Genomic DNA, 22,235 nt, shown 5'->3' with positions numbered 1-22,235 from the left:
TTAATCCCCGATTAGTGGGGCAAGTCTTCCGACATCTACGACCGATTACAAACACCATACACCAAGTCTTAATCCCCGATTAGTGGGGCAAGTCTTCCGACCCAAAACGACAGCGACATCACGCCTGAAATTGCGTCTTAATCCCCGATTAGTGGGGCAAGTCTTCCGACTGCACTCAATTAAAAAATCTCATTATTTTCAAAGCTCTGCATAGTTAAGAAACGTTAGCATTTTCTCTTAACAAACAAAGACATTAATTAACGAAATGTTAACTGAAAAGAGCAGCCGAAAGACAGACTTTTCGCTATCCGTCGGAAAACTTGTGATGCAGATTATAGCCGTGTACTCCGTATTCGACAACGCTTTTTAACCGTTTTACGGCTTTAGGCCGTCTGAAAAATTCGGGTTCAGACAAAGACGAAAATCTATTCGCCGCGCAGCTTCGCCAAGATAGGTTTCAGATCTTTTCCGCGCTTGTCGGTCAGCCATTTTGCGTATTTTGTCATCATCTTTTTGACGGCAAACGCAACGGCGATTTCGGCTTTCTGCTCTGCGCTCAAATCGGGACTTTCTGCGGCGGTTTGCAAGGCTGCCTTCCATTCTTGATAGAGTTTGTCGTGTGCTTGGTTGCCTATGATCTTGTTTGGTTGCTCCTCCATTCTTTCTTGCCATGTTTGGATAAACTGCTGATGCGCGGGCATGGCGGCAAGCTCGGCGGCTTTTTGTTGCGCGGCCAGGGCTTGGTTTTGTGCTTCTTGAATGTTGCGGATGCTTCGTTGTGCTTCTTCGGCTGCTTCTGTGAAATAGCCGTAGCCGGATGCGGTTTTACTGCCTGCGCCTTGTGTCCGCAAGGCTTGAATCAGTAGGTTTTGGGCGTATACAGCCCATGCCTGCGCGCCCGGTGCGCTTTCGATGACGAAATAAAAGCTGCCTTGTGTGGCGATTTGCTGGTTGGGAATGGGGGATTCCATTTCGTCGGCTTCAAGTTGTTTGCCGTTGTAGTAGTCTTGGTGGTGGGTGGTAATGATTTCTGCGGCAAAGGGCGGGGTGTTGGCAGGGATGAACCATGCGTCGTGCCAAACGAGTGCGCCTGACTTCAGGCTGCCTGAGTCGCTGTCGTCGCCGAACAATACGGTCAGATGGGATTTATCCAATCCGATGCTTTCGGCATGACTGCGGGCGATGCCTTTGACGGACGAGCCTGCAAGGAGCGGCATGCCGTAGGTATGGCTGGTGCTGATGCCTGTTTCCAGTACGCCTGCGCTGTTGAGGCCTGTATAGAGCCTGCCTGAAATGCTGGCGGCAAGCGTGGCAAAACGGCCGGTATCGGAAGTGGCCTGCACCCAGCGCGTAAAGGCGAGCGCGTACAGGCTGTCTTTTTTGGGCGCGGGGATTTTGACGATTTTTTCAATCAGCTCTGCTTTGGCTTTTTTGTCGTCTTTATCCCATTCGGTCAAACCGCGTTGCATGAGTAAACCGGCGTGCGCATCTTTCGGGTCGTCCGGAATAAGTTTTTTCAGGCTTTCCCGCATGAGTGATATGGTCATGATTATTCCCCTTGTTCGTCTTTGGGTTTGGGCAGCAGGGCTTGGGTGTAGCGTTTCAGGCTGGAAGCCGCTTCCAAGGCTTGGCGAGAAAGAAGTTGATAGTGCGATAAGTCTGCTTCTAAGATTTTCATGTGCAGACTGTCTTTGTTTTCGCCCAACAATTCGGCAATATGTGCCAATAGGAGCAGGTGTTCTTCTTTGGCTTTGGCTCGTAAAAAGCCGATGGCTTGGGCAAGCCCGGATTGCAGGATCATGGTGGGAAAATTCAATACAAGTGTACGGTATTCTTTAACTTGCTTGTTGTCATCTTTGACTTTTTGAATCAATCCAAATGCGCGTTGGGCGTATTTTTGCGAGCGGATGTGTTGCATGTTATTCCCCTTTTGTCAGGCCGTCTGAAAGTACGAGACGACACAGGCCGCGTCCGACTGTATGCTTGCCGCCAATCTGGATTTGGGTTTCGCCTGCCGGAATCAATGCGGAAAGCTCGTCCGCACTTTTGGCATTGCGGCTGTGGCGCGATTTGTCAATCGCTAAAATGCCGTACAGTACGCTTTCGGCCGGCAGGTTTTCTTCCGACCAGAGCGCGCCCTCTTTGACGATGCGCGTTTCGCGGTCAATCCTGATACGCATACGGATTTCGGTCGCGGTATCGGCTAAGAAGGAGAATGTGCTGTCGGGCAGGATAATGAAGCGTTGGCAGAGCTGTTCGCGCCATGCTTCGTAGTCAGCGGTGTTTTCGGGGTAAACGGCAGCGGCAATGTGTTCTGCCCATTGTTTGGCTTCGGTACTGGTTTCGCTGCCGATGTCCAAATCTTCCAACGCAATTTGACTGCCTGAAACGCGCAATACGGTGTTTTCCGGCACAGATGCGCTATCTTTTAAAGCGGGTACTTTTGGGATTCCCGGCAACATCCCGCGTACATCGCGAGCATAACGTTGCAAGATAAAGGGACAAGTGGCAAAGGCGACTGTTCCTGCAAACGAGCGGATCGGAAGCAGCAATAGATGTGCATCGCCAAAGGCGGCTGCGCTGGCGTGAATGTTGTCTTTGTCGGCCTGGCTGTCTGCGCCAAACAGGGCTTGGATGTCGTTTTCGCTTACATGCCATTTTTCTTTGGCTTCATCACGCAGTACGCCTTTGAGCGCGCTGCCGGGTACAAGCGGCAGATTGGTGGCGCGGCTGCGTGCAATGGGCAAGTCAACAGCGCCGACGCCTTGGCCTGTGCCAACGTGTAATGCGGATAAGGCATGTAGGTGAAAAATTCGGGTATTCATTTTGTTTTCCTTGTGTTTTAAATATGAAATAGGGAATCAGGCCGTCTGAAAATCAAATGCTCTGCCACGGACCGATCAATCCAATACCGAAGCCGTCGCGTCGGTCTTGCTCATTGTCGCTAAATGATTGCCATTGGGCTTGGGAGAGTTCGTCCGGATTGCCGCTTTGTATTTCAAACCAATACACTGCACCTGCCGAAACGGCTTTTCTCATGGCTTTCGGGGCATGCTGCTGTAAATCCCAACCTGAAACGGGCAGCCAACGGTCTATGGCGGCTGAACGGAGCTTAACTTGCAGGTTGGTATGCGGGAGTGTGCCTGTTAAGGTTTGGCTGTCCAACCAGCCAGGCAGCCAGCCTTTTTCAAACAAGGCAGGAGTCAGCAAGGTGAGCATTAATCCGTTTGTATATGCGTATTCGGGCTGTTTGAACACGTCGTCTGAAATTTTATTCAGTCGCGACAGTCTTCCTTCTCCGCCAAAACGCACTACGCTGTTGTCTTGTAAATCGGCTGCGGTACGGATCATAAAACCATAGCGGTAGCTTTCCCAACCCTGATGATGCTTCTGAGCCGATTCGGCAAAGTCGTAAGCGGCTGTTTGAAACAAACGTCCGTCTTCGGCTGCAAGCGTTTTTCGGTCTATGCCGACATGAGTACGCGTTTCAATCGGCAGAGATTGTGCGCCGCGTTTGTTTACATCGTCAAAGCCCAACTTTTCTCCCTTATGCCAAGCCAGTATGTCTGCCAAATCCCAATATATTGCCCCACTTTGAGGTTTGCCTTTAATCGGCGATTGGATTTGTACGGGCAATAAATCGGCATGAGGGAAATCCGCCGCTGTATCGCTGCCAAAGGCTTGCGGCGCAAGACGGACGAGTTCGGTTTTGTCTGTCTCTTTGTTTTTCAAATACAAGGCGTCGGCAGGTTTGGGCAATAGGATTTTCAGGCCGTCTGAAATGTCCTGTTTTGCTAAAAAGGCGCCCTGTACGGCAATTTGACGTAATTCATCGACTTGTACGTCTGACAACTTGGCTCGATTGCCTTGTGCTTTGCCGTCCCAATCGCAACCGTTTTGCCGCATGATTTGCGTGCGTACCAAACCTGCTGCCGCGGAGGGTAATGGAAACTGAATGTCATCGGTATCCGACTGCGCTCCAAACGGTTTGCCGCTGCGGAATACCAACGGCGCAAGTGCGTCTAAAAAATAGCTGTTCATGATTGCGCCTCCTGTCCTAAATCGTTTTGTGTTTTAGCTGCAAGCCAGCGGGCAATAATTAACTCGGTGGCGAAGATATTGAGTGCGCCGGCGTGTTCACTGCCAAGTTGTCGTTGCAACTCATCCAGTCGGGCTTTCAACTCTTTCTTTACATCGTCTTTCAATTCACCACCCGACATATTCCGCGCCCTATCCAGCATTCGGGTAAACTCGGCTTGTCGGATATTTTGGTGCAGTTCGGAGGTTAAATCAGCAGATTTCGGAAAATCCGTACGCATAAAGATATCGCGACTGTCGTAGGCGATACGGCTGCTGATTTCTTTCTTCTGATACCGGTTTTGCCATTTCTTAAATGTTGCCAAACCTGCTTCATCACTCCATTGCACACGCCAATCGCTGTCCGAACCTGAACGCACAGACAGGGTAATGCCCAGTGCATTACGCTGCTGATTGGAAGGATAACTGTCACCTTTTGCCACTTTTTCTGCGCGTTTTGCCAAACGGCGTACATTGCCAAGGGGGGTACTGATGTGACAAATGGCCAGTCCAACGGACAAGGTGGGCGTTTTTTCTGCTTTCAAAACATCTGACACTTTTTTCAGACTGCCTGAAAATGCTTGCCGTAACGCATCCGCGCAATCAACCGCCTTATCCAGCGCAACAAAGCCCAATACATCGTCGCCGCCTGCGTATACGCATTGCGCCTGAAAGTCACGCATTTTTGCAGGTACACTTTCAGCAAATGAAGACAACGCTTCGGTAATCATTTGATGTTCTTCAATCGTCTTTGCCCTATCCAGCAACTCGCCCATGCGGTCGCCGTCTGCCAGCAACATCGCCCAGTAGCTGCATGGTTCACCATATTTGTGCCAAATCGGTTTTAGGACATTTTTCAAATCTGATAATTTTTCCGATGCATCCGCGCTGTTTTTATTGTCCGACAAAACCGCATCCAAACGGTTTCGGTACAGCAGTTGTGCGTCAAACGGAAAATCTGCATAAACACCTTGATTGCCTTTTACGCGTGTTGCTAAATTCAGCGCAATCAACGGCTCATATGCATCACGAAGTTGGCTTAACTCATTTTCAGGCAAATCTTGCAGCCAAGCATCTGCTGCCACGCGTGTAACAGGCGTAAACTGCTCGCTATTTCCTCCCAAACGCTTCATAATCCCTACACAATCCAACTGCTCGGATAGGCTCAAGCCAAGCTTGCGTCTTGCCACATCAGACAAGTCGGCATCGCCGTTTGCTTTTTCCAGCAATACGGTTTCACGTGCGCCATCCAGTGAGGATTTAGGCAACATAAACCGCTTATCCCAAGCATCAGCCGCATGTACAGGCATAAAATCGCGTGTTGCTTTTCTCGTAGCCAAAGCTGATGCTGCACGTTGGCTTGCATCCGAATAACCTTTTTCGGTTATCTTTGCCCACGCAGCCTGAATTTCTAAATAATCATTAAGCTGCATCTGCCAAATTTCATCGCGTAAAGCTGCGTTCAAATCTTGTCGCGCCTGACGCGCGATGGTTTCAAACCGTGACTGCGCCGCTGCTTTTGCCTGCACAACCAAGCCGCGTACTGCGGCATCATCAACTGCATCAACCTGCACTTGAATTTTGTTGCCGACTGAAAAATTATCGTCCATCCTGTCACAAGGTTCTAAACGGTCTTTGGTCGCCTCGTCCACAAACGGAAACACCATCTGCGCTCCGGCTTCAAACAAACTCTTTGCAGCTGCCTTTGCCATTTCTGACAGTAACCAAGAACCGCTCCATAAATCCCGACTCCGTCGAGCCGAAGCAATAAATCCCTGTACAGGACCGATGGATAGGGTTAAAACATATTGAGTCATTTCGTTTTCTCCAAAATCTGTTTTACTTCTGGACTACTGTTCGGCAACATAATCACCATGCCATGCCATTGACCACTCTCATAAACGGGGCGGCTGAATATGGTTGCCAAATGTCGTGAATATTCATCATTGCGTCCAAGCAGTCGGCGAAACTCTGTTTTATATTTACGTCGTGTTTCTTTCCATTCATTGATTGCATCGATCCAAGCATCTTTGACTTTTTTATCGCTACCTAAAAACAAAATTTTGCAACCCAATTCACGCATTTCTTCAGTTGGAACCAGTTTTATACCTTCAGCCTTAAAAGCACCGCAGCCACGCCGAGTGCGCCCACCTAGCCCTCCTAAAGTTACCCACCAGCGTAAAGTTTCCAAAACCTGCTGCTTATCTGTTTCGTTTACCTTTTCACTCAAACGCCATTGCACAATCCATTGCAAGCCTTCTTTGCCCAATTTCATTTCAGGTAGTCCTGTCTTCGTCTTGCGTGCCGTAAACAACGCATAGCCTAAAGGATCGTTTAAACCTTTTGCATAATCAGAAAGTGAAGCTTCTTTCAGTTTGTTTTGTATCTGTACACGTAAAAATACTAAACTTGCCGCAGCTTCTTCACCAATACCCCCCCATAAACGAAACTCTGCTTCACGTAATCTTTTCCCGCTCAAGTTCCATTTTTGTTGAGCCAACAATCGCCACCAAAAACGCAGTTGCCCGCGAATTGCGGTTACTCGCACGGGCAATTTATCATCACTTTCACGCGCCACCACACCACCACCATGCAAAGGTGTAACCAACTCACAGTGAATTTCCTGCCATTTTTCCTTGCTTTCAGGCAATTTTTCCGTTGGTGCAAAATCAGGTATTAGTAAAGCCATTTTCTTATCCTTTGTTATTCAATCAGCAAGTTACTTTTATATCAGAAATAATTAAACTTTGCATCATACACAAATTTGTAAATATAAATTACCTCTCTAAATACTAAAAACTTTTATCTAATAAATTGAATAGATTGTCTATTTTCTTTAGACGCAAAAATTCTCGAACTACCCAATACTTATTTTAAAAACCGAAGTGATTTTTGATAAAAAAAGAAATAATAGTAAAGCCACCAAGAAACCGGCGAACTACTGGCACTTGATTTTATCTACTCTTGCTAAGACTTTACTTGAGTATGCAGCTGAATAGTTTAATTACAAAGGAATTTATTAGTTATCCAATATGATTAAATTATAAAATTTAAATGAAATAGAAAATTACAATCAAATAAATTAGCTTGATAGAAATAGATTATTTAGATATATTTTATTGAAATAATGACTAGAAATAGATAAATCTCTTGATTAAACAGACAAAATAAAAATCCCTTACTGTTTGCTATGTACAGTAAGGGATTTTTAGAATTTTGGCACGCCCACGGGGATTCGAACCCCGGTTGCCGCCGTGAAAGGGCAGTGTCCTAGGCCTCTAGACGATGGGCGCGTAACCGAAGCGCGAACTATACAGAAACCCTTTTCTTCTGTCAACGCCTTTACTGCATTTTTAAAGATGCTGCCGATTTCCGTATGTTATTTTCCCTGTATAATGCCGGTTTTAATAAAAAGGAAAACTCGCCATGTGGTTTAAGCAAATCAGTTTTTATCCGCTCAACAAAGACAAGTTGCCCGAATTGGAAGTCCTTGCCGACAAATTGGCGCAATCCGAATTTGCCCATTGTCAGGGTTTGGACTGGTTTAGCGAAGGCTTTGCCACGCCGGTTTCCTTTTCGCCCGAGCTGGTTTTCCCTGCCGATTACACTTGGCGCATTGCTTTGAAAAAAGAAGAAAAAGTCCTGCCTGCCGGCGTGATCCGCGATATTTTGGATGAAAAGGTTTTGGAAATCCAAAACAACGAAGCGCGCAATGTCGGCCGTAAGGAAAAACAAGAGCTGAAAGAACAGATTACTGACGACCTGCTGCCCCGCGCTTTTACGCGCAGCAGCCGCACACAGGCGATTTTCGACACGCGCCATGGTTATCTTTTGGTCAACAATGCCGCATCTGCCAAAGCGGAAAATATCCTGACCAAGCTGCGCGAAGCCTTGGGCGGTCTTGAGGCAGCCCTGCCCAACACCAAACAATCGCCCTCTTCCCTGATGACCAGCTGGCTGCTGCAAGGCCATTGCGCAGGCGGTTTTGAATTGGACAGCGATTGCGAACTCAAAGGCGTAGGCGATGTTGTTCCGGTCGTCAAAGTTTCCAAACAAGACCTGACCGCCGATGAAGTGGTACAACACGTCAAAAACGGCAAAACCGTTACCCAGCTGGGCTTGGTATGGCGCGAACAAATCGCGTTCATCCTCACCCAAGACTTTACGCTCAAACGCATCCAGTATCTGGACGTTTTGCAAGAAGAAGCCGAAAGCAACGGCGACGATGCCGCCGGCCTCGCCTTTGCCTCGCAAATCCTGATGACCGAAGCCATCAGCACCATGTTGGAAGAACTGGTTTCTTATTTGGGCGGCTGGCAAGAATAATTTTTCAGACGGCCTTTTGATTGGGAAATATCAAAGGCCGTCTGAAATATAAATAGAAGTATCAGAAAGGATGTCATGATGTTGGGCGCAGTCATTGGCGATATTGCCGGATCACGATTCGAGTTTGACAACTACCGTCACACTGATTTTGATATTTTCAGCCCCGACAGCGACTTTACCGATGACACGATTTGCACTGTTGCCATTGCCGATTGGGTTTTACAAGGCTGCAACGATAATTTGTCCTCTATTTTGCAAGGCTGGTGTAGGACATATCCCTGTCCGAAAGGCGCATATGGCGGCCGCTTCTCACAATGGATAGAATGGAAAGATCCAGAACCTTATAATAGCTGGGGCAACGGATCGGCCATGCGTGTTTCGGCCGTTGGTTGGGCATTTGCCACATTGGAAGAAACCCTGCATTTTGCCAAACAATCCGCCACCGTAACGCACAACCACCCGGAAGGCATTAAAGGCGCGCAAGCCGTAGCCGCCACCATCTTTTGGGCGCGTACCGGCATGGGCAAAGCGCAAATCAAAGAAAACATTACACGACAATTCGGCTACGACTTGAGCCAAAGTTGCGACCAAATCCGCCCGCATTATCATTTCAACGAAAGCTGTCAGGAAACCGTACCTCAAGCGATTACCGCCTTTCTTGAAAGTGATGATTTTGAACACGCCATCCAACTGGCAGTTTCCCTGGGGGGAGACAGCGATACCTTGGCGGCCATTACCGGCAGTATTGCCGAAGCCTACTACGGTATCCCTACGGCCATGCGCGAACACGCTTTAGCCATATTGCCACGCCGTATTGCTGAAACCCTGCTGACTTTTGAATCCCAATATCAGGCCGTCTGAAACCGCCTGCAAAAAGGAATAATAATGATGAAATACCTCGCCCTACTCCCCATCGCCTTCATGCTGGGTACGCCTGCCATTGCCGAAACCATCAATCCTTATCAGGAAAAAGGTTGCGCTTATGATGGCGATGTCGGCAAAGACGGCAAACCGTCCGGTAAAGGTACATGGAAATGCCAAGACGGCCGCAGCTATGTCGGCACATTTAAAAACGGCAAATTTGACGGCAAAGGCGCATATACCGTTTCCGGCAACGGCGAAACCTTTATCGAACCTTTCTCCTCCAATAGCGCCAAATTACGCAATATGACGCTGGAAGGCATGTTCAAAAAAGGCAAGGCACACGGAAACTTTACCGCCTCTCAAAACGGCACACCCGTCTTCATCATGAAATGCGAAGACGGTATGATTAAAGAAGTCAAACTGCCTAAGAAATCTACTTCCAAAACCAAATAAACAGCCTTTCAGACGGCCTCATCCATATTTCAGGCCGTCTGAAACATCAATTAACAAGCCTGCCTAAAGGCTGTTGTGTTGATTTTAAAGAATTTCCAAACAACCCTTACCCCAGGACAACCACCATGAGCATTAAATCCGACAAATGGATACGCCGCATGGCCGAAGAACACGGCATGATTGAGCCGTTCGAGCCCAACCAAATCAAAGAGGCCAACGGCCAACGCATCATTTCCTACGGCACATCCAGCTACGGCTACGACATCCGTTGTGCCAATGAATTTAAAATCTTTACCAATATCAACAGCACCATCGTCGACCCGAAAAACTTCGACCCGAAAAACTTCGTTACAGTCGAAGACGACTGTTGCATCATTCCGCCCAACTCCTTTGCACTGGCGCGCACAGTCGAATATTTCCGCATCCCGCGCAACGTCCTGACCGTCTGCCTGGGCAAATCCACTTACGCACGCTGCGGTATTATCGTCAACGTTACCCCGTTCGAGCCCGAGTGGGAAGGCTACGTTACGCTTGAGTTTTCCAACACCACCCCCCTGCCTGCCAAAATCTACGCCGGCGAAGGCGTGGCCCAAGTCTTGTTCTTTGAGAGCGATGAAATCTGCGAAACTTCATACAAAGACCGCAACGGCAAATACATGGGACAAACCGGTGTTACCCTGCCTAAGACCTAATGTATAAAATAAAAAAAGGCCGTCTGAAGTTTCAGACGGCCTTTTATCATTTCATTTAGAAACGGCGTTTCAGCTTACAAGCCTGCAAGATATGAACGGCGAGTTCTTCCACAGATTTATCCGTTGTATTGGTAAACGGCACTCCGTGGCGCTTGAACATATTTTGCGCATCGGCAATCTCACTGCGGCAAGTATCGATTTTGGCATAGGTCGAATTAGGACGGCGTTCCTGACGGATAGCCTGCAGACGCTCAGGCTGAATGGTTAAGCCGAACAGCTTGTCTTTATAAGGTTTGACCATACGCGGCAAATCGGTCGATTCCAAATCATCGGGAATCAATGGATAGTTTGCGGCGCGGATACCGTATTGCAGAGCCAGATAGAGACAAGTCGGCGTTTTGCCCGAACGGGACACGCCCATCAAAATCACATCCGCTTCTTGTAGGTTTTTATCGCTGACACCGTCATCATGGCTGAGCGAGAAGTTCACTGCTTCCATACGCGCATCATAACGCTTGGTATTACCGATACTATGATGGCCTCGCTCGGCAATCGTTGCTTCAACATTCAATTCTTTTTCCAGCAAACCCAAGAACGTTTCAAAGAAATCAATATGGAATGCATTGGATTTTTTGATGATTTCACGGATTGCATCATTTACCACGCTGACAAAAGCAATCGGACGATCGCCAAACTGTTCGGCTGTCTTATTGACCTCATCCACTACAGCCAACGCTTTTTCAGACGTATCGATAAATGGATAAACATGGCGCTTGAACTCGACATTGCCGAATTGGTTCAACAGGGCTTCACCGATATTTTCAGCGGTCAGACCAGTGCGGTCGGAAATATAGAAGACTTGGCGTGGAGCAGTCATAATGAATCCTTCAGAGGGTAACGTTTCAGACGGCAATCATAGCAGTTACAGCCTTTGCAATAAAGCGATTCCCGGTAGATTACACAGGATTACAACAAATTTAAACAAATTTTAAATTAGAATAAAATTTTATTTTTCCAGATTTATTGGAATTTTATTCTAAATTTGTAAAGTAAATTTCGATTCTTAAATTTATTAACTTATTTTGTTTCCCATATTTAACAAGAAGATAACACGTAAAAACATGAATCTGATATTCATATTTCAGAAGGTTACACGCCTGAAAAGTACAATATCGCAGACGAATTTGTGATTTTTAAAAAGATAAAACACATGACAGCCATCAAACGAATGGCTACAATAAGCAGGCGGATTTGTTTCTTTTTTAACATTTTTGGATTGGATTGGACACACAAATGGCCGAAAACTACGTTATTTGGTTTGAAAACCTGCGTATGACTGACGTTGAGCGAGTGGGCGGTAAAAATGCCTCTTTGGGCGAAATGATCAGCCAACTGACTGAAAAAGGCGTGCGCGTTCCCGGCGGTTTTGCAACCACAGCCGAAGCTTATCGTGCTTTCCTGGCTCACAATGGTCTGAGCGAGCGTATTTCCGAAGCCCTGAAACAACTGGATGTTGAAGACGTTGCCGAATTGGCACGCGTGGGTAAAGAAATCCGTCAATGGATTTTGGATACTCCGTTCCCTGAGCAGCTGGATGCTGAAATCGAAACAGCTTGGAACAAAATGGTTGCCGATGCCGGCGGTGCGGACATTTCCGTTGCCGTACGTTCTTCCGCAACAGCAGAAGACTTGCCGGACGCTTCTTTCGCCGGCCAACAAGAAACCTTCCTGAACATCAACGGCTTGGATAACGTTAAAGAAGCAATGCGCCATGTATTCGCTTCCCTGTACAACGACCGTGCCATTTCTTACCGTGTCCACAAAGGCTTCGAACACGACATCGTTGCCCTTTCTGCCGGCGTACAACGCATGGTGCGCTCTGACAGTGGTGCTTCCGGTGTGATGTTTACCATCGATACCGAATCCGGTTATGACCAAGTCGTTTTCGTTACCTCTTCTTACGGCCTGGGCGAAAACGTCGTACAAGGTGCGGTAAACCCTGACGAATTCTATGTATTCAAACCTACTTTGAAAGCAGGAAAACCGGCTATCCTGCGCAAAACCATGGGTTCGAAACAAATTAAAATGATCTTTACCGACAAAGCCGAAGCCGGTAAATCTGTAACCAACGTTGATGTGCCTGCAGAAGACCGTCAACGCTTCTCCATTACCGACGCCGAAGTAACCGAGTTGGCTCATTACGCGCTGACCATCGAAAAACACTACGGCCGCCCAATGGACATCGAATGGGGCCGCGACGGCTTGGATGGTAAACTCTACATCCTGCAAGCGCGCCCTGAAACCGTGAAATCTCAAGAAGACGGCAGCCGCAACCTGCGCCGCTTCTCTATCAACGGCGAAAAAGTGGTCTTGTGCGAAGGCCGAGCCATCGGTCAAAAAGTCGGCCAAGGCAAAGTACGCCTGGTGAAAGATGCTTCCGAGATGGATTCCGTTGAAGCAGGCGACGTACTCGTTACCGACATGACCGACCCGGATTGGGAACCGGTAATGAAACGTGCTTCTGCCATCGTTACCAACCGTGGCGGCCGTACCTGCCACGCAGCGATTATCGCGCGTGAATTGGGTATTCCGGCTGTTGTAGGTTGTGGCGACGCTACCGATCTGCTGTCCGAAGGTCAAGAAGTTACCGTATCTTGTGCCGAAGGCGATACCGGCTTCATCTACTCCGGCTTGCTGGACGTACAAATTACCGATGTTGCTTTGGACAACATGCCTAAAGCGCCTGTAAAAGTAATGATGAACGTTGGTAACCCTGAATTGGCATTCAGCTTCGCCAATCTGCCTAGCGAAGGTATCGGCTTGGCGCGTATGGAATTCATCATCAACCGTCAAATCGGTATCCACCCTAAAGCCTTGTTGGAATTTGACAAACAAGACGACGAGTTGAAAGCGGAAATTACCCGCCGCATCGCCGGCTACGCTTCTCCTGTCGACTTTTATGTCGATAAAATTGCGGAAGGTGTGGCAACTTTGGCTGCTTCGGTTTATCCACGCAAAACCATCGTCCGTATGTCTGACTTCAAATCCAACGAGTACGCTAACTTGGTGGGTGGCAGTATCTACGAACCGCACGAAGAAAACCCAATGTTGGGTTTCCGCGGTGCAGCGCGTTATGTAGCCGATAACTTCAAAGACTGCTTCGCACTCGAGTGTAAAGCCTTGAAACGCGTTCGCGATGAAATGGGTTTGACCAACGTCGAAATCATGATTCCATTCGTTCGTACTTTGGGTGAAGCAGAAGCTGTTGTTAAAGCCCTGAAAGAAAACGGTTTGGAACGCGGCAAAAACGGCCTGCGCCTAATCATGATGTGCGAGTTGCCAAGCAACGCCGTATTGGCAGAACAATTCCTGCAATACTTCGACGGCTTCTCCATCGGCTCTAACGACATGACCCAGCTGACCCTCGGCCTCGACCGTGACAGTGGCTTGGTATCTGACTCCTTCGACGAGCGCAACCCTGCCGTTAAAGTGATGTTGCACTTGGCAATCTCTGCCTGCCGCAAACAAAACAAATACGTCGGCATTTGTGGTCAAGGCCCATCAGACCATCCGGACTTTGCCAAATGGCTGGTTGAAGAAGGTATCGAGAGCGTATCTCTCAACCCTGATACCGTCATTGAAACCTGGCTGTATCTGGCTAACGAATTGAACAAATAAGTTCGATGAGACAAAAATCCCCTGCCCGTTTATCCCGGCAGGGGATTTTTATTGCCTTATTCAATGCCGTCTGAAAAAACTTTCACTTTCTTTTACCTTATCGAAAAAATCCTTTATCATCAAAATGATAAAAAAATATGCAGCCATATCCACAAATTTTCAATGTTAATATACTGCCTTTCTGTATTTTACCCCATGCCTTTTGAGTGAACCTTTTTTCACTCTTCCTATCTATCATACACAGCATAACGATACATTTTGAAATATCCCATGAATACAAACTTTATTTCTACCTTTCAGACGGCCTTGAAACGTCTGGCACTCATCAGCGTCATTGCCATCTTGGCAGCCTGCGCCGGCAACAATACCTCTTCCAACCGTGCCGTACCTGACGGCTACTACAAAGTCCGCCCTGGCGATACCCTGACCCAAATCGCCAAACGCTACGGACAAAATGTCAACACACTGGTTGCATGGAATAACCTTCCCAACGCCTCACAAATCGAAGTCGGCCAAGTATTGCGCGTCCACCGTCATGTCGCCCCACGCAGCACTGCAACGCAGCAACGTCAAACCACTGCCGTTACCCCGATCAACCAATTGAACCTGCAATGGCCGACCGATAACGCTTCATCCTCCATTATCCAAAGCTACAACGGCACCACCAGCAAAGGCATAGATATTGCAGGCACACAAGGCCAACAAATCCGCTCCGCCGCAGCCGGTACCGTCATCTACGCTGGCGAAGAAGTCCGCGGCTATGGCAAGCTGATTTTGATCAGCCACAATGACTACACCATTACCGCCTACGCCCACAACGACACGCTTTTGGTACAAAAAGATCAAAAAGTCCAAGCAGGCCAAGTTATCGCCACCATGGGCAGCAGCGATTCAGACAGTGTCAAGCTGCATTTTGAAGTTCGTCTAAACGGCAAAGCAGTTGATCCTCTGCCTTATTTGACCAGAACAAATTAATACCTCAATCAAAAGGCCGTCTGAAACAAAATTATTTCAGACGGCCTTTTGATTTGTCTTACCATAACACCCATTTCAAAAAAGTATTTACCAAATTAACTTATGTTGATTGAGTGAAAACGCCGTTATACAATGACAACTCTTTTTAACATTCTATTTTAGGTACCCTACTATGTCTCCTAACCGCATCCTTGCAACCGCATTCTTGTTTGCTTCTGCATTTGCCAGCGCAGATGTCCATATTGATGAAAGCATTCCTTACCGCGACAAAGAAGAAATCGATACCCGTATCGTTTCTGAATGTTTAGAAGTGGGCAGCATTATGTCCAAATCTTTGCAAGAAACTGCAGCCAAAAGTGATGTAACTGTTGTCCGTGACGGTAAAAAACAAGGAACATACGCAGATATCTCCATCACTTCCGCCATGAGCGCAGGCGTAGCCTTTGTCGGCCATGCCAAAAGTATTACAGCCGTTGCCACTTTGTATGTTGATGGCGAAGAAGTCAATAAAAAAACCTTCACCCGCAATTCTTCCGGTGGCATGCTCGGTGTTTATAAAAGCTCTTGTGCAGTCTTAAATCGCACTTCTAAAGTCTTAGGTTCAGATATTGCCCAATGGATTGTTAGCGAACAAAAAAACGCTCAAGACAAATAAAACCCCAATTTGATAAAGGCCGTCTGAAAACCGTATTTCAGACGGCCTTTATATTCTCTATTTCTCTAGAAACAAAGAAATAAATTATCCATTAATCATTATCAGAAATAGAGAATTTTATTTCTAACGCCCTTGATTTTAGAATACCTACCCTCAATTATTAACACCATAAGAATTTTGTATATTAGCAGTCAAAGGAATAACATGGCAGAAAAAAACTATTATGAAATACTGGGCGTTGCCAAAGATGCGGATGAGGCCGAAATCAAAAAAGCCTACCGAAAACTGGTGCGCAAATACCACCCCGATGTCAGCAAAGAACCTGACGCAGCCGAACGTACGGTAGAAATCAACCGTGCCTACGAAACGCTTTCCGACAAAGAAAAGCGGGCCGAATACGATGAAATGTTGGCTAATCCTTATGGACGCAGCACCAGAGGCAATCCGTTTGGTCAAGGAAGCAATCCTTTTGGCAATGGATTCAATGGTGGTGGCTTCCGCTATGAACGTCATGAAGGCGAGCCGTTCGGAGCGGGAGACTTCAATTTTGAAGATCTATTTTCATCATTCCGCCAATCCCACACTCGTTCCGAGCAACCCTACGGCCCAATAAAAGGCGAGGATCAACATGCTGAATTGAGTATTGATATTTACGCAGCGTATGTTGGCGCAGAACGTAGCATGACTTTGAATGTGCCGACTCTAGACGAACACGGACGTGCGGTTTATCAAAATAAAACCCTCAACGTCAAAATTCCCAAAGGTATTGCAGAAGGCCAACAAATCCGTTTGGCCGGTCAAGGTTTACCGGGATACAACGGCGGGGAAAACGGTGACTTGTACTTAAAAATCAAGTTCCACGACCAACCTGATTTATATGTTAAAAACAGGAAAGACGTATATCAAACAATAGATGTCAAACCTTGGGAAGCCGTATTGGGCGGCAAAATCATCGTCCCTACCGCTTCAGGCCGCTTACAGGTCAATCTGCCTGCCAACAGCCAAAGCGGTAAAAGCATCCGCCTCAAAGGCAAAGGTATTCCTGCAAAAGAAGCCGGAGACCTTTATCTTAATATCCGCATTAATGTTCCGCCAGTAGAGAGCGAGGCCGACCGTGCCGCATGGGAAAAATTAACCGAACACTTTGCTGCAAAACAAGCATAAGAGAAAGGATAAATTATGATTCAGTCCTCCGATATTACCCTTACTTTTGAAGAAATCGTTGCCGCCAGCCGCTGCCGTCGCGATTGGCTGTTGGAACTTATAGCAGAAGACATCATCAGCATCGATGGCGCGCCCGAAAAAAGCACCTTCAGTGGTTTTCATCTTGCCCGCATCCGTCGCGCACAACGCTTAAGCCGTGATTTTGAGGCCGGCATTCCCGCATTGGGGCTGATTATGCGGCTGTTAGACGAGGTGGAAGAACTCAGAAAAATACAGCGTCCGCTGGTACTACTCGAAGAAGAGTAAATATCGACAAGTTGTTCGATTAAATATTGATGACAAGAAAAAGTTTTTGATGTTTATTGATATTCTATAATAAAAGGCCGTCTGAAAGTATTTTCAGACGGCCTTTTATTATGGACAAACTCAAAACCTATCGGTATTTTCAACAGGTTCGTAACAGATTATTGACTACGTTTGATGATCAGCTTGTCTTGGGTAATTTCGGCATTGAGCGCAGTTGCTATTTCCTTAACTGTACTCTCCAAATCACTTTCTTTGATAGTGGCGTCGTATTGAGAAGCCAGTTTTAGCACTTCACTGATGAAGGTTTTATCGACTTCCGCATTGACGTTGTACTTCAGCTTATTGATGATATCTTGTCCTAACTGTTCGTCATTCTTATATTCGATAGGCGGAAGTGTGGCGTCTACATCAGCTTTGACGGCACTGTTGTTCAAGTAAATTTGATTGCCTTTTGAGTCGAATTTGATACCGCTTTTGAAAACGGTTTTTGCGACTTCCATCAGTTCTTTTTGTGTTTCGGGGCTGTTCATATCAACACATTCTTGACCTTGTCGCTTGAAGAAGCTGTTGAGACGGTCGATACTTTCACCATTGACATCATGGAGATTGACGTTGTAATTGATGCGGTCGAAGTTAATGTCGTTTATACGGAGATTTTCGATGGCACTCTTCCCTCCCATGGAGTATTTATTGTCTTTGGCAGTCTGTTTGCCCTCTGCTTTGATTTTGTCAACTGAGAAATCAAAATTTGAGTTGTCCATTTTGAATGTGACAGAGTCTAGACTGAAGATAGAAGTGCCATTGCGCATGGCAGTGGTTTCACCTTTTTCCATATCAGTCTGATATTTAACGTTTTTTAAATTAAATTTAAATCCTGGGTTGTCAGGTTTATCAGAGGCCGAGATAGTGATGTTAGGCCATTCGAAATTGAAATTATCGAGATGGTATTGATGGTCCGATTTGTGTCCCTTGACAGCTAAAGTTGCCGTTTCCCATTTGGTTTCAATAGAGTCGATAGTTCGTGAACCTGCAGGGACGGTCAGTTTACTGGCTAATTCACCGCCCCATGAAAGCTCGGTATTGCCGTCCAACTGAAATATTTCTTTATTATCCATTCCAATCACATAGAGTTTGGTTTGGATAGTGTAGCCGCTCAAAACACGGGTAATGGTGTCTTCACCGCGCAACGAGAATTTTTCGCTCTGATTGCACAGATCGGGAATGATATCGCCTTTCCATGAAACTTTGCCAGAAGTGAGTCCCATGTCAAATTTATCCAAAGTAATTTTCACGCGCTTATCTGCGTCGGGATTATTTTGGAGATAGTATTCTTGTTTCAATTTATTGTCGGCATAAATGCCCCCACCGACAGTTGCTCCTCCCAATGCGGCAATGCCGACTACTGTCGCGATGATGCTTTTTTTCATGTTTTATCCTCAAGCAGATGGTAAAAATATAATGGATAGATTGAAATAGTGCTGATTCGAATCAGCTTGTGTGACAAAGCTCAGTATAAAAAGTGTCTTTCCGTAGAACTTAAATTACGGCTACGGCGTATGCCGAGTCGAGATTTAACGAAAACTGAAGTAACTGACTATATTTGCTTATGCCGATTTTTAAAATGCCAACATTATAATACAAAAAGGTCGTCTGAAATTTTTCAGACGACCTTTTTCCAACCATTTAAGCTATCAGCAACAGCGTCCGCCGTTGCTGCCGCAACGGCGTTTGCGGCAGTAGTCTTGGAATTGCAGCTCGGTCATGACCGGCGCGTTGGGATTATGTCTGCGTTGACGGGCAACGTAGTTTTCATAATCTGGGACACCGGCCATCAAGTTTGCTGTCAGCTTGATGGTTTTCCACCAAGATGCAAGCTTATGCTTCATTCTGAGCCTCCGGCTGTTTACCGTCGCGGTACACTGCTGGAATTTCTTTAGCAGTTGGCCAGCCGACTTTGCGGGCTTTCATGGCGGTACGGAAACCGTACACGGCGACAATCACGACAACTGCCAGGAACAAAGCGGTCAAACCGGCATTGATTTGGTCGTTGAAGATGATTTGTGACATTTCGCCAATGTCTTTAGCTGGAGCAAGAACTTCGCCTGAAGCCAAGGCATCGCGGTATTTGCCTGCGTGAGCCAAGAAGCTGACGCGCGGATCGCTGTGGAACAGTTTTTGCAAACCGGCATAGCAGGTGACAAACAATACGCCGACAGCAGGAACCAAGGTTACCCAAACATAGCGGTCGCGTTTCATTTTCACCAATACGACGGTACACATAATCAACGCTACGCCTGCCAGCATTTGGTTGGCAATACCGAACAACGGCCAGAGCGAGTTGATACCACCCAGAGGGTCGGTTACGCCGGTATAGAGGAAGTAACCCCACAATGCCACGGCCAAGAATGTTGCAACCAAGTTGGCAGGGATAGAGTCGGTGTTACCGAATGGTTTGTAGAAGATACTGCCCAAGTCTTGAATCATGAAACGGGCAACGCGTGTACCCGCGTCAACCGCAGTCAAAATGAACAAGGCTTCAAACAGCAAGGCAAAGTGATACCAGAACGCCATCATGGCTTCGCCCGGAATCAGACGGCTCATGATGTGTGCCATACCGACTGCGAGGGTTGGTGCGCCACCTGCACGAGACAGAATGGTGTTTTCGCCCACTTCTTTAGCAGTGTGTAACAAGGTTGCGGCATCAACAGAGAAGTTCAGTTTAGTGGTGATGACTTCGGCAGCAGTGTTGGCATCCGTACCAATCAGCGCGGCCGGGCTGTTCATCGCGAAGTACACGCCTGGATCAAGCGAAGCGGCGGCAGCCAGAGCCATAATGGCCACAAAGCTTTCCATAATCATGCCGCCGTAACCGATCATGCGGACGTGGGTTTCGTTTTCCACCATTTTTGGCGTGGTACCTGAAGAAATCAGCGCATGGAAGCCTGAAACCGCACCACAAGCAATGGTAATGAACAAGAATGGGAACAATGCACCTGAGAATACCGGGCCTGAACCATCGATAAAGTGGGTAACCGCAGGCATTTGCAGGGTTGGGTTAACAATAACGATACCCAAAGCCAAAGCTGCAATCGTACCGATTTTCAGGAAGGTAGACAGATAGTCGCGCGGAGTCAGCAAGAGCCAAACCGGCAATACGGAAGCCACGAAACCGTAAATCATAATCGCCCAAGTCAGCTGAATGCCGTCAAGGTCGAACCAGTGACCGAAGGAGCTATGGGCAACATCTTCACCATAAATCACGGCCAACATCAGCAAAATAAAACCGACTATGGAAATCTCACCAATTTTGCCCGGACGGATATAACGGGTGTAGATACCCATAAACAGGGCAATCGGCATGGTTGCTGCGATGGTGAACGTACCCCAAGGGCTGTGAACCAACGCTTTCACAACAATCAGCGCCAACACCGCCATAATGATGACCATAATCATCAAAATACCGATGGATGCAATCACGCCCGGAACGGTACCGAGTTCTTGTTTCACGATATCGCCCAAAGACTTACCGTCGCGGCGCATAGAAACAAACAGTACCATCATATCCTGTACGGCACCGGCAAACACCACGCCGAAGATAATCCACAAAGTACCGGGCAGATAACCCATTTGCGCTGCCAATACAGGACCAACCAAAGGGCCTGCGCCGGCAATAGCGGCAAAGTGGTGGCCGAACAGTACGCCTTTATGTGTCGGCACATAGTCCAAGCCGTCATTGTGGCGTTCTGCCGGAGTCAGACGGTTAGGATCAAGCTGCATCACACGATTGGCAATGTAAAGACTGTAAAAACGGTAGGCAATGCAGTATACCGAAATGGCGGCCGTAACCATCCAAATCGCACTGACATGCTCGTCACGGCTGAGAGCTAAAGTGGTAAAGGAGGCCAAGCCCACCAAAACCACAATGCCCCAGATCAAAAATGATTTGAGCGATTTCATTAATTTATCCTTAAAACGTGATGCACCAAGGCTTGCTTTAGCGGCAAACTGCCTTAATGCGCTTCAGAACGACTAATCATTATAGTCTTCATGATTTTATGAGTAAAATGTCATTTCAACCCAAATTCGACTGAAAACAAAATGATTAGTTCGTTCGTAAGGTTAACACAAACAGACAATACACCCTTTAGTTTTTACTTTAAAACTAAAAATTTCTTAGCATATTGCAAATGAAAGGCCGTCTGAAAACCCAAATCTTCAGTTTTCAGACGGCCTGACAAACGGGCAATGCTATAATCCGACATTCCCATTTCTCTATATTGCCATACCATGCAAAACAACGATTCCGAAACCATGCGCCTCTCCAAACGCATGGCGCAATTAGGCTTATGCTCGCGCCGCGAGGCAGACAGCTACATCGAGCAAGGCTGGGTCAAAGTCAACGGACAAACCGCCGTACTCGGTCAAAAAGTCACCGAGCGCGACCGCATCGACCTCAACAAACAAGCCCATGAAAAACAAGCCGCGCGCGTAACCATCCTGCTGAATAAACCCGTCGGCTACGTCAGCGCGCAGGCAGAAAAAGGCTATAAATCCGCCGCCGAACTCATTACCGCCGAAAACCATTGGGAAGGCGACGACAGCCGTATCCCTTTCAGCGAAAAACACAAATTCGGTTTAGCCCCTGCCGGCCGCCTGGATATCGACTCCGTCGGATTGTTGGTACTCACTCAAGACGGCCGCATCGCCAAACAGCTGATTGGCGAAAACAGCAGCAGCGAAAAAGAATACCTCGTCCGCGTCCGCGGCAAGCTGGACGACAAAGGCCTTGCCCTGCTCAACCACGGCTTGAGTTTGGACGGAGAAAAATTGCGCCCCGCCAAAGTTGAATGGCAAAACGAAGACCAGTTGCGCTTTATTTTGCGACAAGGCAAAAAACGCCAAATCCGCCGTATGTGCGAACTGGTCGGCCTGCGCGTCGTCGGTTTGAAACGCATCCGTATGGGCAAAGTCAAACTCGGCAGACTGCCGCCGGGAAAATGGCGTTATTTACGCGCTGACGAATCGTTTTAATTGCAGATAACAAA

General features: G+C 47.3%; 20 protein-coding genes and 1 tRNA gene. 10 read left to right on the top strand and 11 right to left on the bottom strand.

Going from position 1 to position 22,235, the window contains the following annotated elements; genetic code table 11:
* Window positions 1–425 precede the first annotated feature (425 nt).
* The 7 genes from cmr6 to HMPREF2700_RS06965 form a co-directional block, all read right to left on the bottom strand.
* Window positions 426–1,547: a type III-B CRISPR module RAMP protein Cmr6 gene (gene cmr6, locus HMPREF2700_RS06995; RefSeq protein ID WP_070591184.1), complete on the bottom strand. Its 1,122-nt coding sequence runs from the start codon at window positions 1,545–1,547 to the stop codon at window positions 426–428.
* A 2-nt stretch (window positions 1,548–1,549) separates the two neighbouring features.
* A complete protein-coding gene (cmr5, locus tag HMPREF2700_RS06990; RefSeq protein WP_070591183.1) occupies window positions 1,550–1,918 on the bottom strand; it encodes a type III-B CRISPR module-associated protein Cmr5 in 369 nt (122 codons plus the stop codon).
* 1 nt (window position 1,919) lies between these two features.
* On the bottom strand, window positions 1,920–2,825 hold the full coding sequence (gene cmr4, locus HMPREF2700_RS06985) for a type III-B CRISPR module RAMP protein Cmr4 (RefSeq protein ID WP_070591181.1): 906 nt from the start codon (window positions 2,823–2,825) through the stop codon (window positions 1,920–1,922).
* 52 nt (window positions 2,826–2,877) lie between these two features.
* Window positions 2,878–4,041 carry a type III-B CRISPR module-associated Cmr3 family protein gene (locus HMPREF2700_RS06980; RefSeq protein ID WP_070591180.1) on the bottom strand — a complete coding sequence of 388 codons (1,164 nt, stop codon included), beginning with the start codon at window positions 4,039–4,041 and terminating at the stop codon, window positions 2,878–2,880.
* Window positions 4,038–5,894 (bottom strand): type III-B CRISPR-associated protein Cas10/Cmr2, encoded by a 1,857-nt coding sequence (gene cas10, locus HMPREF2700_RS06975; protein ID WP_070591178.1) that lies wholly within the window; start codon window positions 5,892–5,894, stop codon window positions 4,038–4,040. Before cas10 ends, HMPREF2700_RS06980 begins: the two co-directional genes overlap by 4 nt.
* Window positions 5,891–6,766: a type III-B CRISPR module RAMP protein Cmr1 gene (cmr1, locus tag HMPREF2700_RS06970; protein WP_223168671.1), complete on the bottom strand. Its 876-nt coding sequence runs from the start codon at window positions 6,764–6,766 to the stop codon at window positions 5,891–5,893. The genes cas10 and cmr1 overlap by 4 nt, the downstream gene beginning before the upstream one ends.
* A gap of 528 nt (window positions 6,767–7,294) precedes the next feature.
* A tRNA-Glu gene (locus HMPREF2700_RS06965) sits at window positions 7,295–7,370 on the bottom strand.
* A 133-nt stretch (window positions 7,371–7,503) separates the two neighbouring features.
* Here HMPREF2700_RS06965 and rdgC point away from each other — a divergent pair.
* From rdgC to dcd, 4 genes are all read left to right on the top strand, one after another.
* Window positions 7,504–8,403, top strand: a complete 900-nt coding sequence (gene rdgC, locus HMPREF2700_RS06960; protein WP_070591177.1) for a recombination-associated protein RdgC — start codon at window positions 7,504–7,506, stop codon at window positions 8,401–8,403.
* A gap of 78 nt (window positions 8,404–8,481) precedes the next feature.
* Window positions 8,482–9,264 carry an ADP-ribosylglycohydrolase family protein gene (locus HMPREF2700_RS06955; protein WP_070591175.1) on the top strand — a complete coding sequence of 261 codons (783 nt, stop codon included), beginning with the start codon at window positions 8,482–8,484 and terminating at the stop codon, window positions 9,262–9,264.
* Window positions 9,265–9,288: 24 nt separating this feature from the next.
* Entirely contained in the window at window positions 9,289–9,720 is a 432-nt protein-coding gene (locus tag HMPREF2700_RS06950; RefSeq protein WP_070591174.1) for an MORN repeat-containing protein, read from the top strand.
* Between the two features lie 125 nt (window positions 9,721–9,845).
* Entirely contained in the window at window positions 9,846–10,412 is a 567-nt protein-coding gene (gene dcd / locus HMPREF2700_RS06945) for a dCTP deaminase (RefSeq protein WP_070591172.1), read from the top strand.
* Between the two features lie 55 nt (window positions 10,413–10,467).
* Here dcd and HMPREF2700_RS06940 read toward each other — a convergent pair whose 3' ends face one another.
* On the bottom strand, window positions 10,468–11,289 hold the full coding sequence (locus tag HMPREF2700_RS06940) for a posphoenolpyruvate synthetase regulatory kinase/phosphorylase PpsR (protein WP_070591170.1): 822 nt from the start codon (window positions 11,287–11,289) through the stop codon (window positions 10,468–10,470).
* Between the two features lie 416 nt (window positions 11,290–11,705).
* On the opposite strand from HMPREF2700_RS06940, the gene ppsA reads away from it, so the two are divergent.
* From ppsA to HMPREF2700_RS06915, 5 genes are all read left to right on the top strand, one after another.
* Window positions 11,706–14,090, top strand: coding sequence for a phosphoenolpyruvate synthase (gene ppsA / locus HMPREF2700_RS06935; protein ID WP_070591168.1), 2,385 nt, complete (start codon window positions 11,706–11,708; stop codon window positions 14,088–14,090).
* A 270-nt stretch (window positions 14,091–14,360) separates the two neighbouring features.
* The gene (locus HMPREF2700_RS06930) at window positions 14,361–15,065 is read left to right on the top strand and encodes a peptidoglycan DD-metalloendopeptidase family protein (protein ID WP_070591167.1); all 705 of its coding nucleotides are present in this window, start codon (window positions 14,361–14,363) and stop codon (window positions 15,063–15,065) included.
* A gap of 172 nt (window positions 15,066–15,237) precedes the next feature.
* Window positions 15,238–15,720, top strand: coding sequence for a hypothetical protein (locus tag HMPREF2700_RS06925; protein ID WP_070591165.1), 483 nt, complete (start codon window positions 15,238–15,240; stop codon window positions 15,718–15,720).
* A 204-nt stretch (window positions 15,721–15,924) separates the two neighbouring features.
* Window positions 15,925–16,884, top strand: coding sequence for a DnaJ C-terminal domain-containing protein (locus tag HMPREF2700_RS06920; RefSeq protein ID WP_070591164.1), 960 nt, complete (start codon window positions 15,925–15,927; stop codon window positions 16,882–16,884).
* Window positions 16,885–16,899: 15 nt separating this feature from the next.
* Window positions 16,900–17,190 carry a chaperone modulator CbpM gene (locus HMPREF2700_RS06915; protein WP_003685006.1) on the top strand — a complete coding sequence of 97 codons (291 nt, stop codon included), beginning with the start codon at window positions 16,900–16,902 and terminating at the stop codon, window positions 17,188–17,190.
* A 158-nt stretch (window positions 17,191–17,348) separates the two neighbouring features.
* Here HMPREF2700_RS06915 and HMPREF2700_RS06910 read toward each other — a convergent pair whose 3' ends face one another.
* From HMPREF2700_RS06910 to HMPREF2700_RS06900, 3 genes are all read right to left on the bottom strand, one after another.
* Entirely contained in the window at window positions 17,349–18,617 is a 1,269-nt protein-coding gene (locus HMPREF2700_RS06910; protein WP_070591162.1) for a DUF945 family protein, read from the bottom strand.
* Window positions 18,618–18,881: 264 nt separating this feature from the next.
* Window positions 18,882–19,076 (bottom strand): YbdD/YjiX family protein, encoded by a 195-nt coding sequence (locus HMPREF2700_RS06905; protein ID WP_070591161.1) that lies wholly within the window; start codon window positions 19,074–19,076, stop codon window positions 18,882–18,884.
* Window positions 19,066–21,147: a carbon starvation CstA family protein gene (locus HMPREF2700_RS06900; protein ID WP_070591159.1), complete on the bottom strand. Its 2,082-nt coding sequence runs from the start codon at window positions 21,145–21,147 to the stop codon at window positions 19,066–19,068. The genes HMPREF2700_RS06905 and HMPREF2700_RS06900 overlap by 11 nt, the downstream gene beginning before the upstream one ends.
* A 330-nt stretch (window positions 21,148–21,477) precedes the next feature.
* On the opposite strand from HMPREF2700_RS06900, the gene HMPREF2700_RS06895 reads away from it, so the two are divergent.
* Entirely contained in the window at window positions 21,478–22,221 is a 744-nt protein-coding gene (locus HMPREF2700_RS06895) for a pseudouridine synthase (protein WP_004520512.1), read from the top strand.
* Window positions 22,222–22,235: the final 14 nt, after the last annotated feature.

The organism is Neisseria sp. HMSC068C04, assembly GCF_001810105.1.
GTDB lineage: Bacteria > Pseudomonadota > Gammaproteobacteria > Burkholderiales > Neisseriaceae > Neisseria > Neisseria flavescens_B.
Note: the sequence above shows the minus strand (reverse complement) of the source record. Positions and strands in the feature narration are given on the sequence as shown.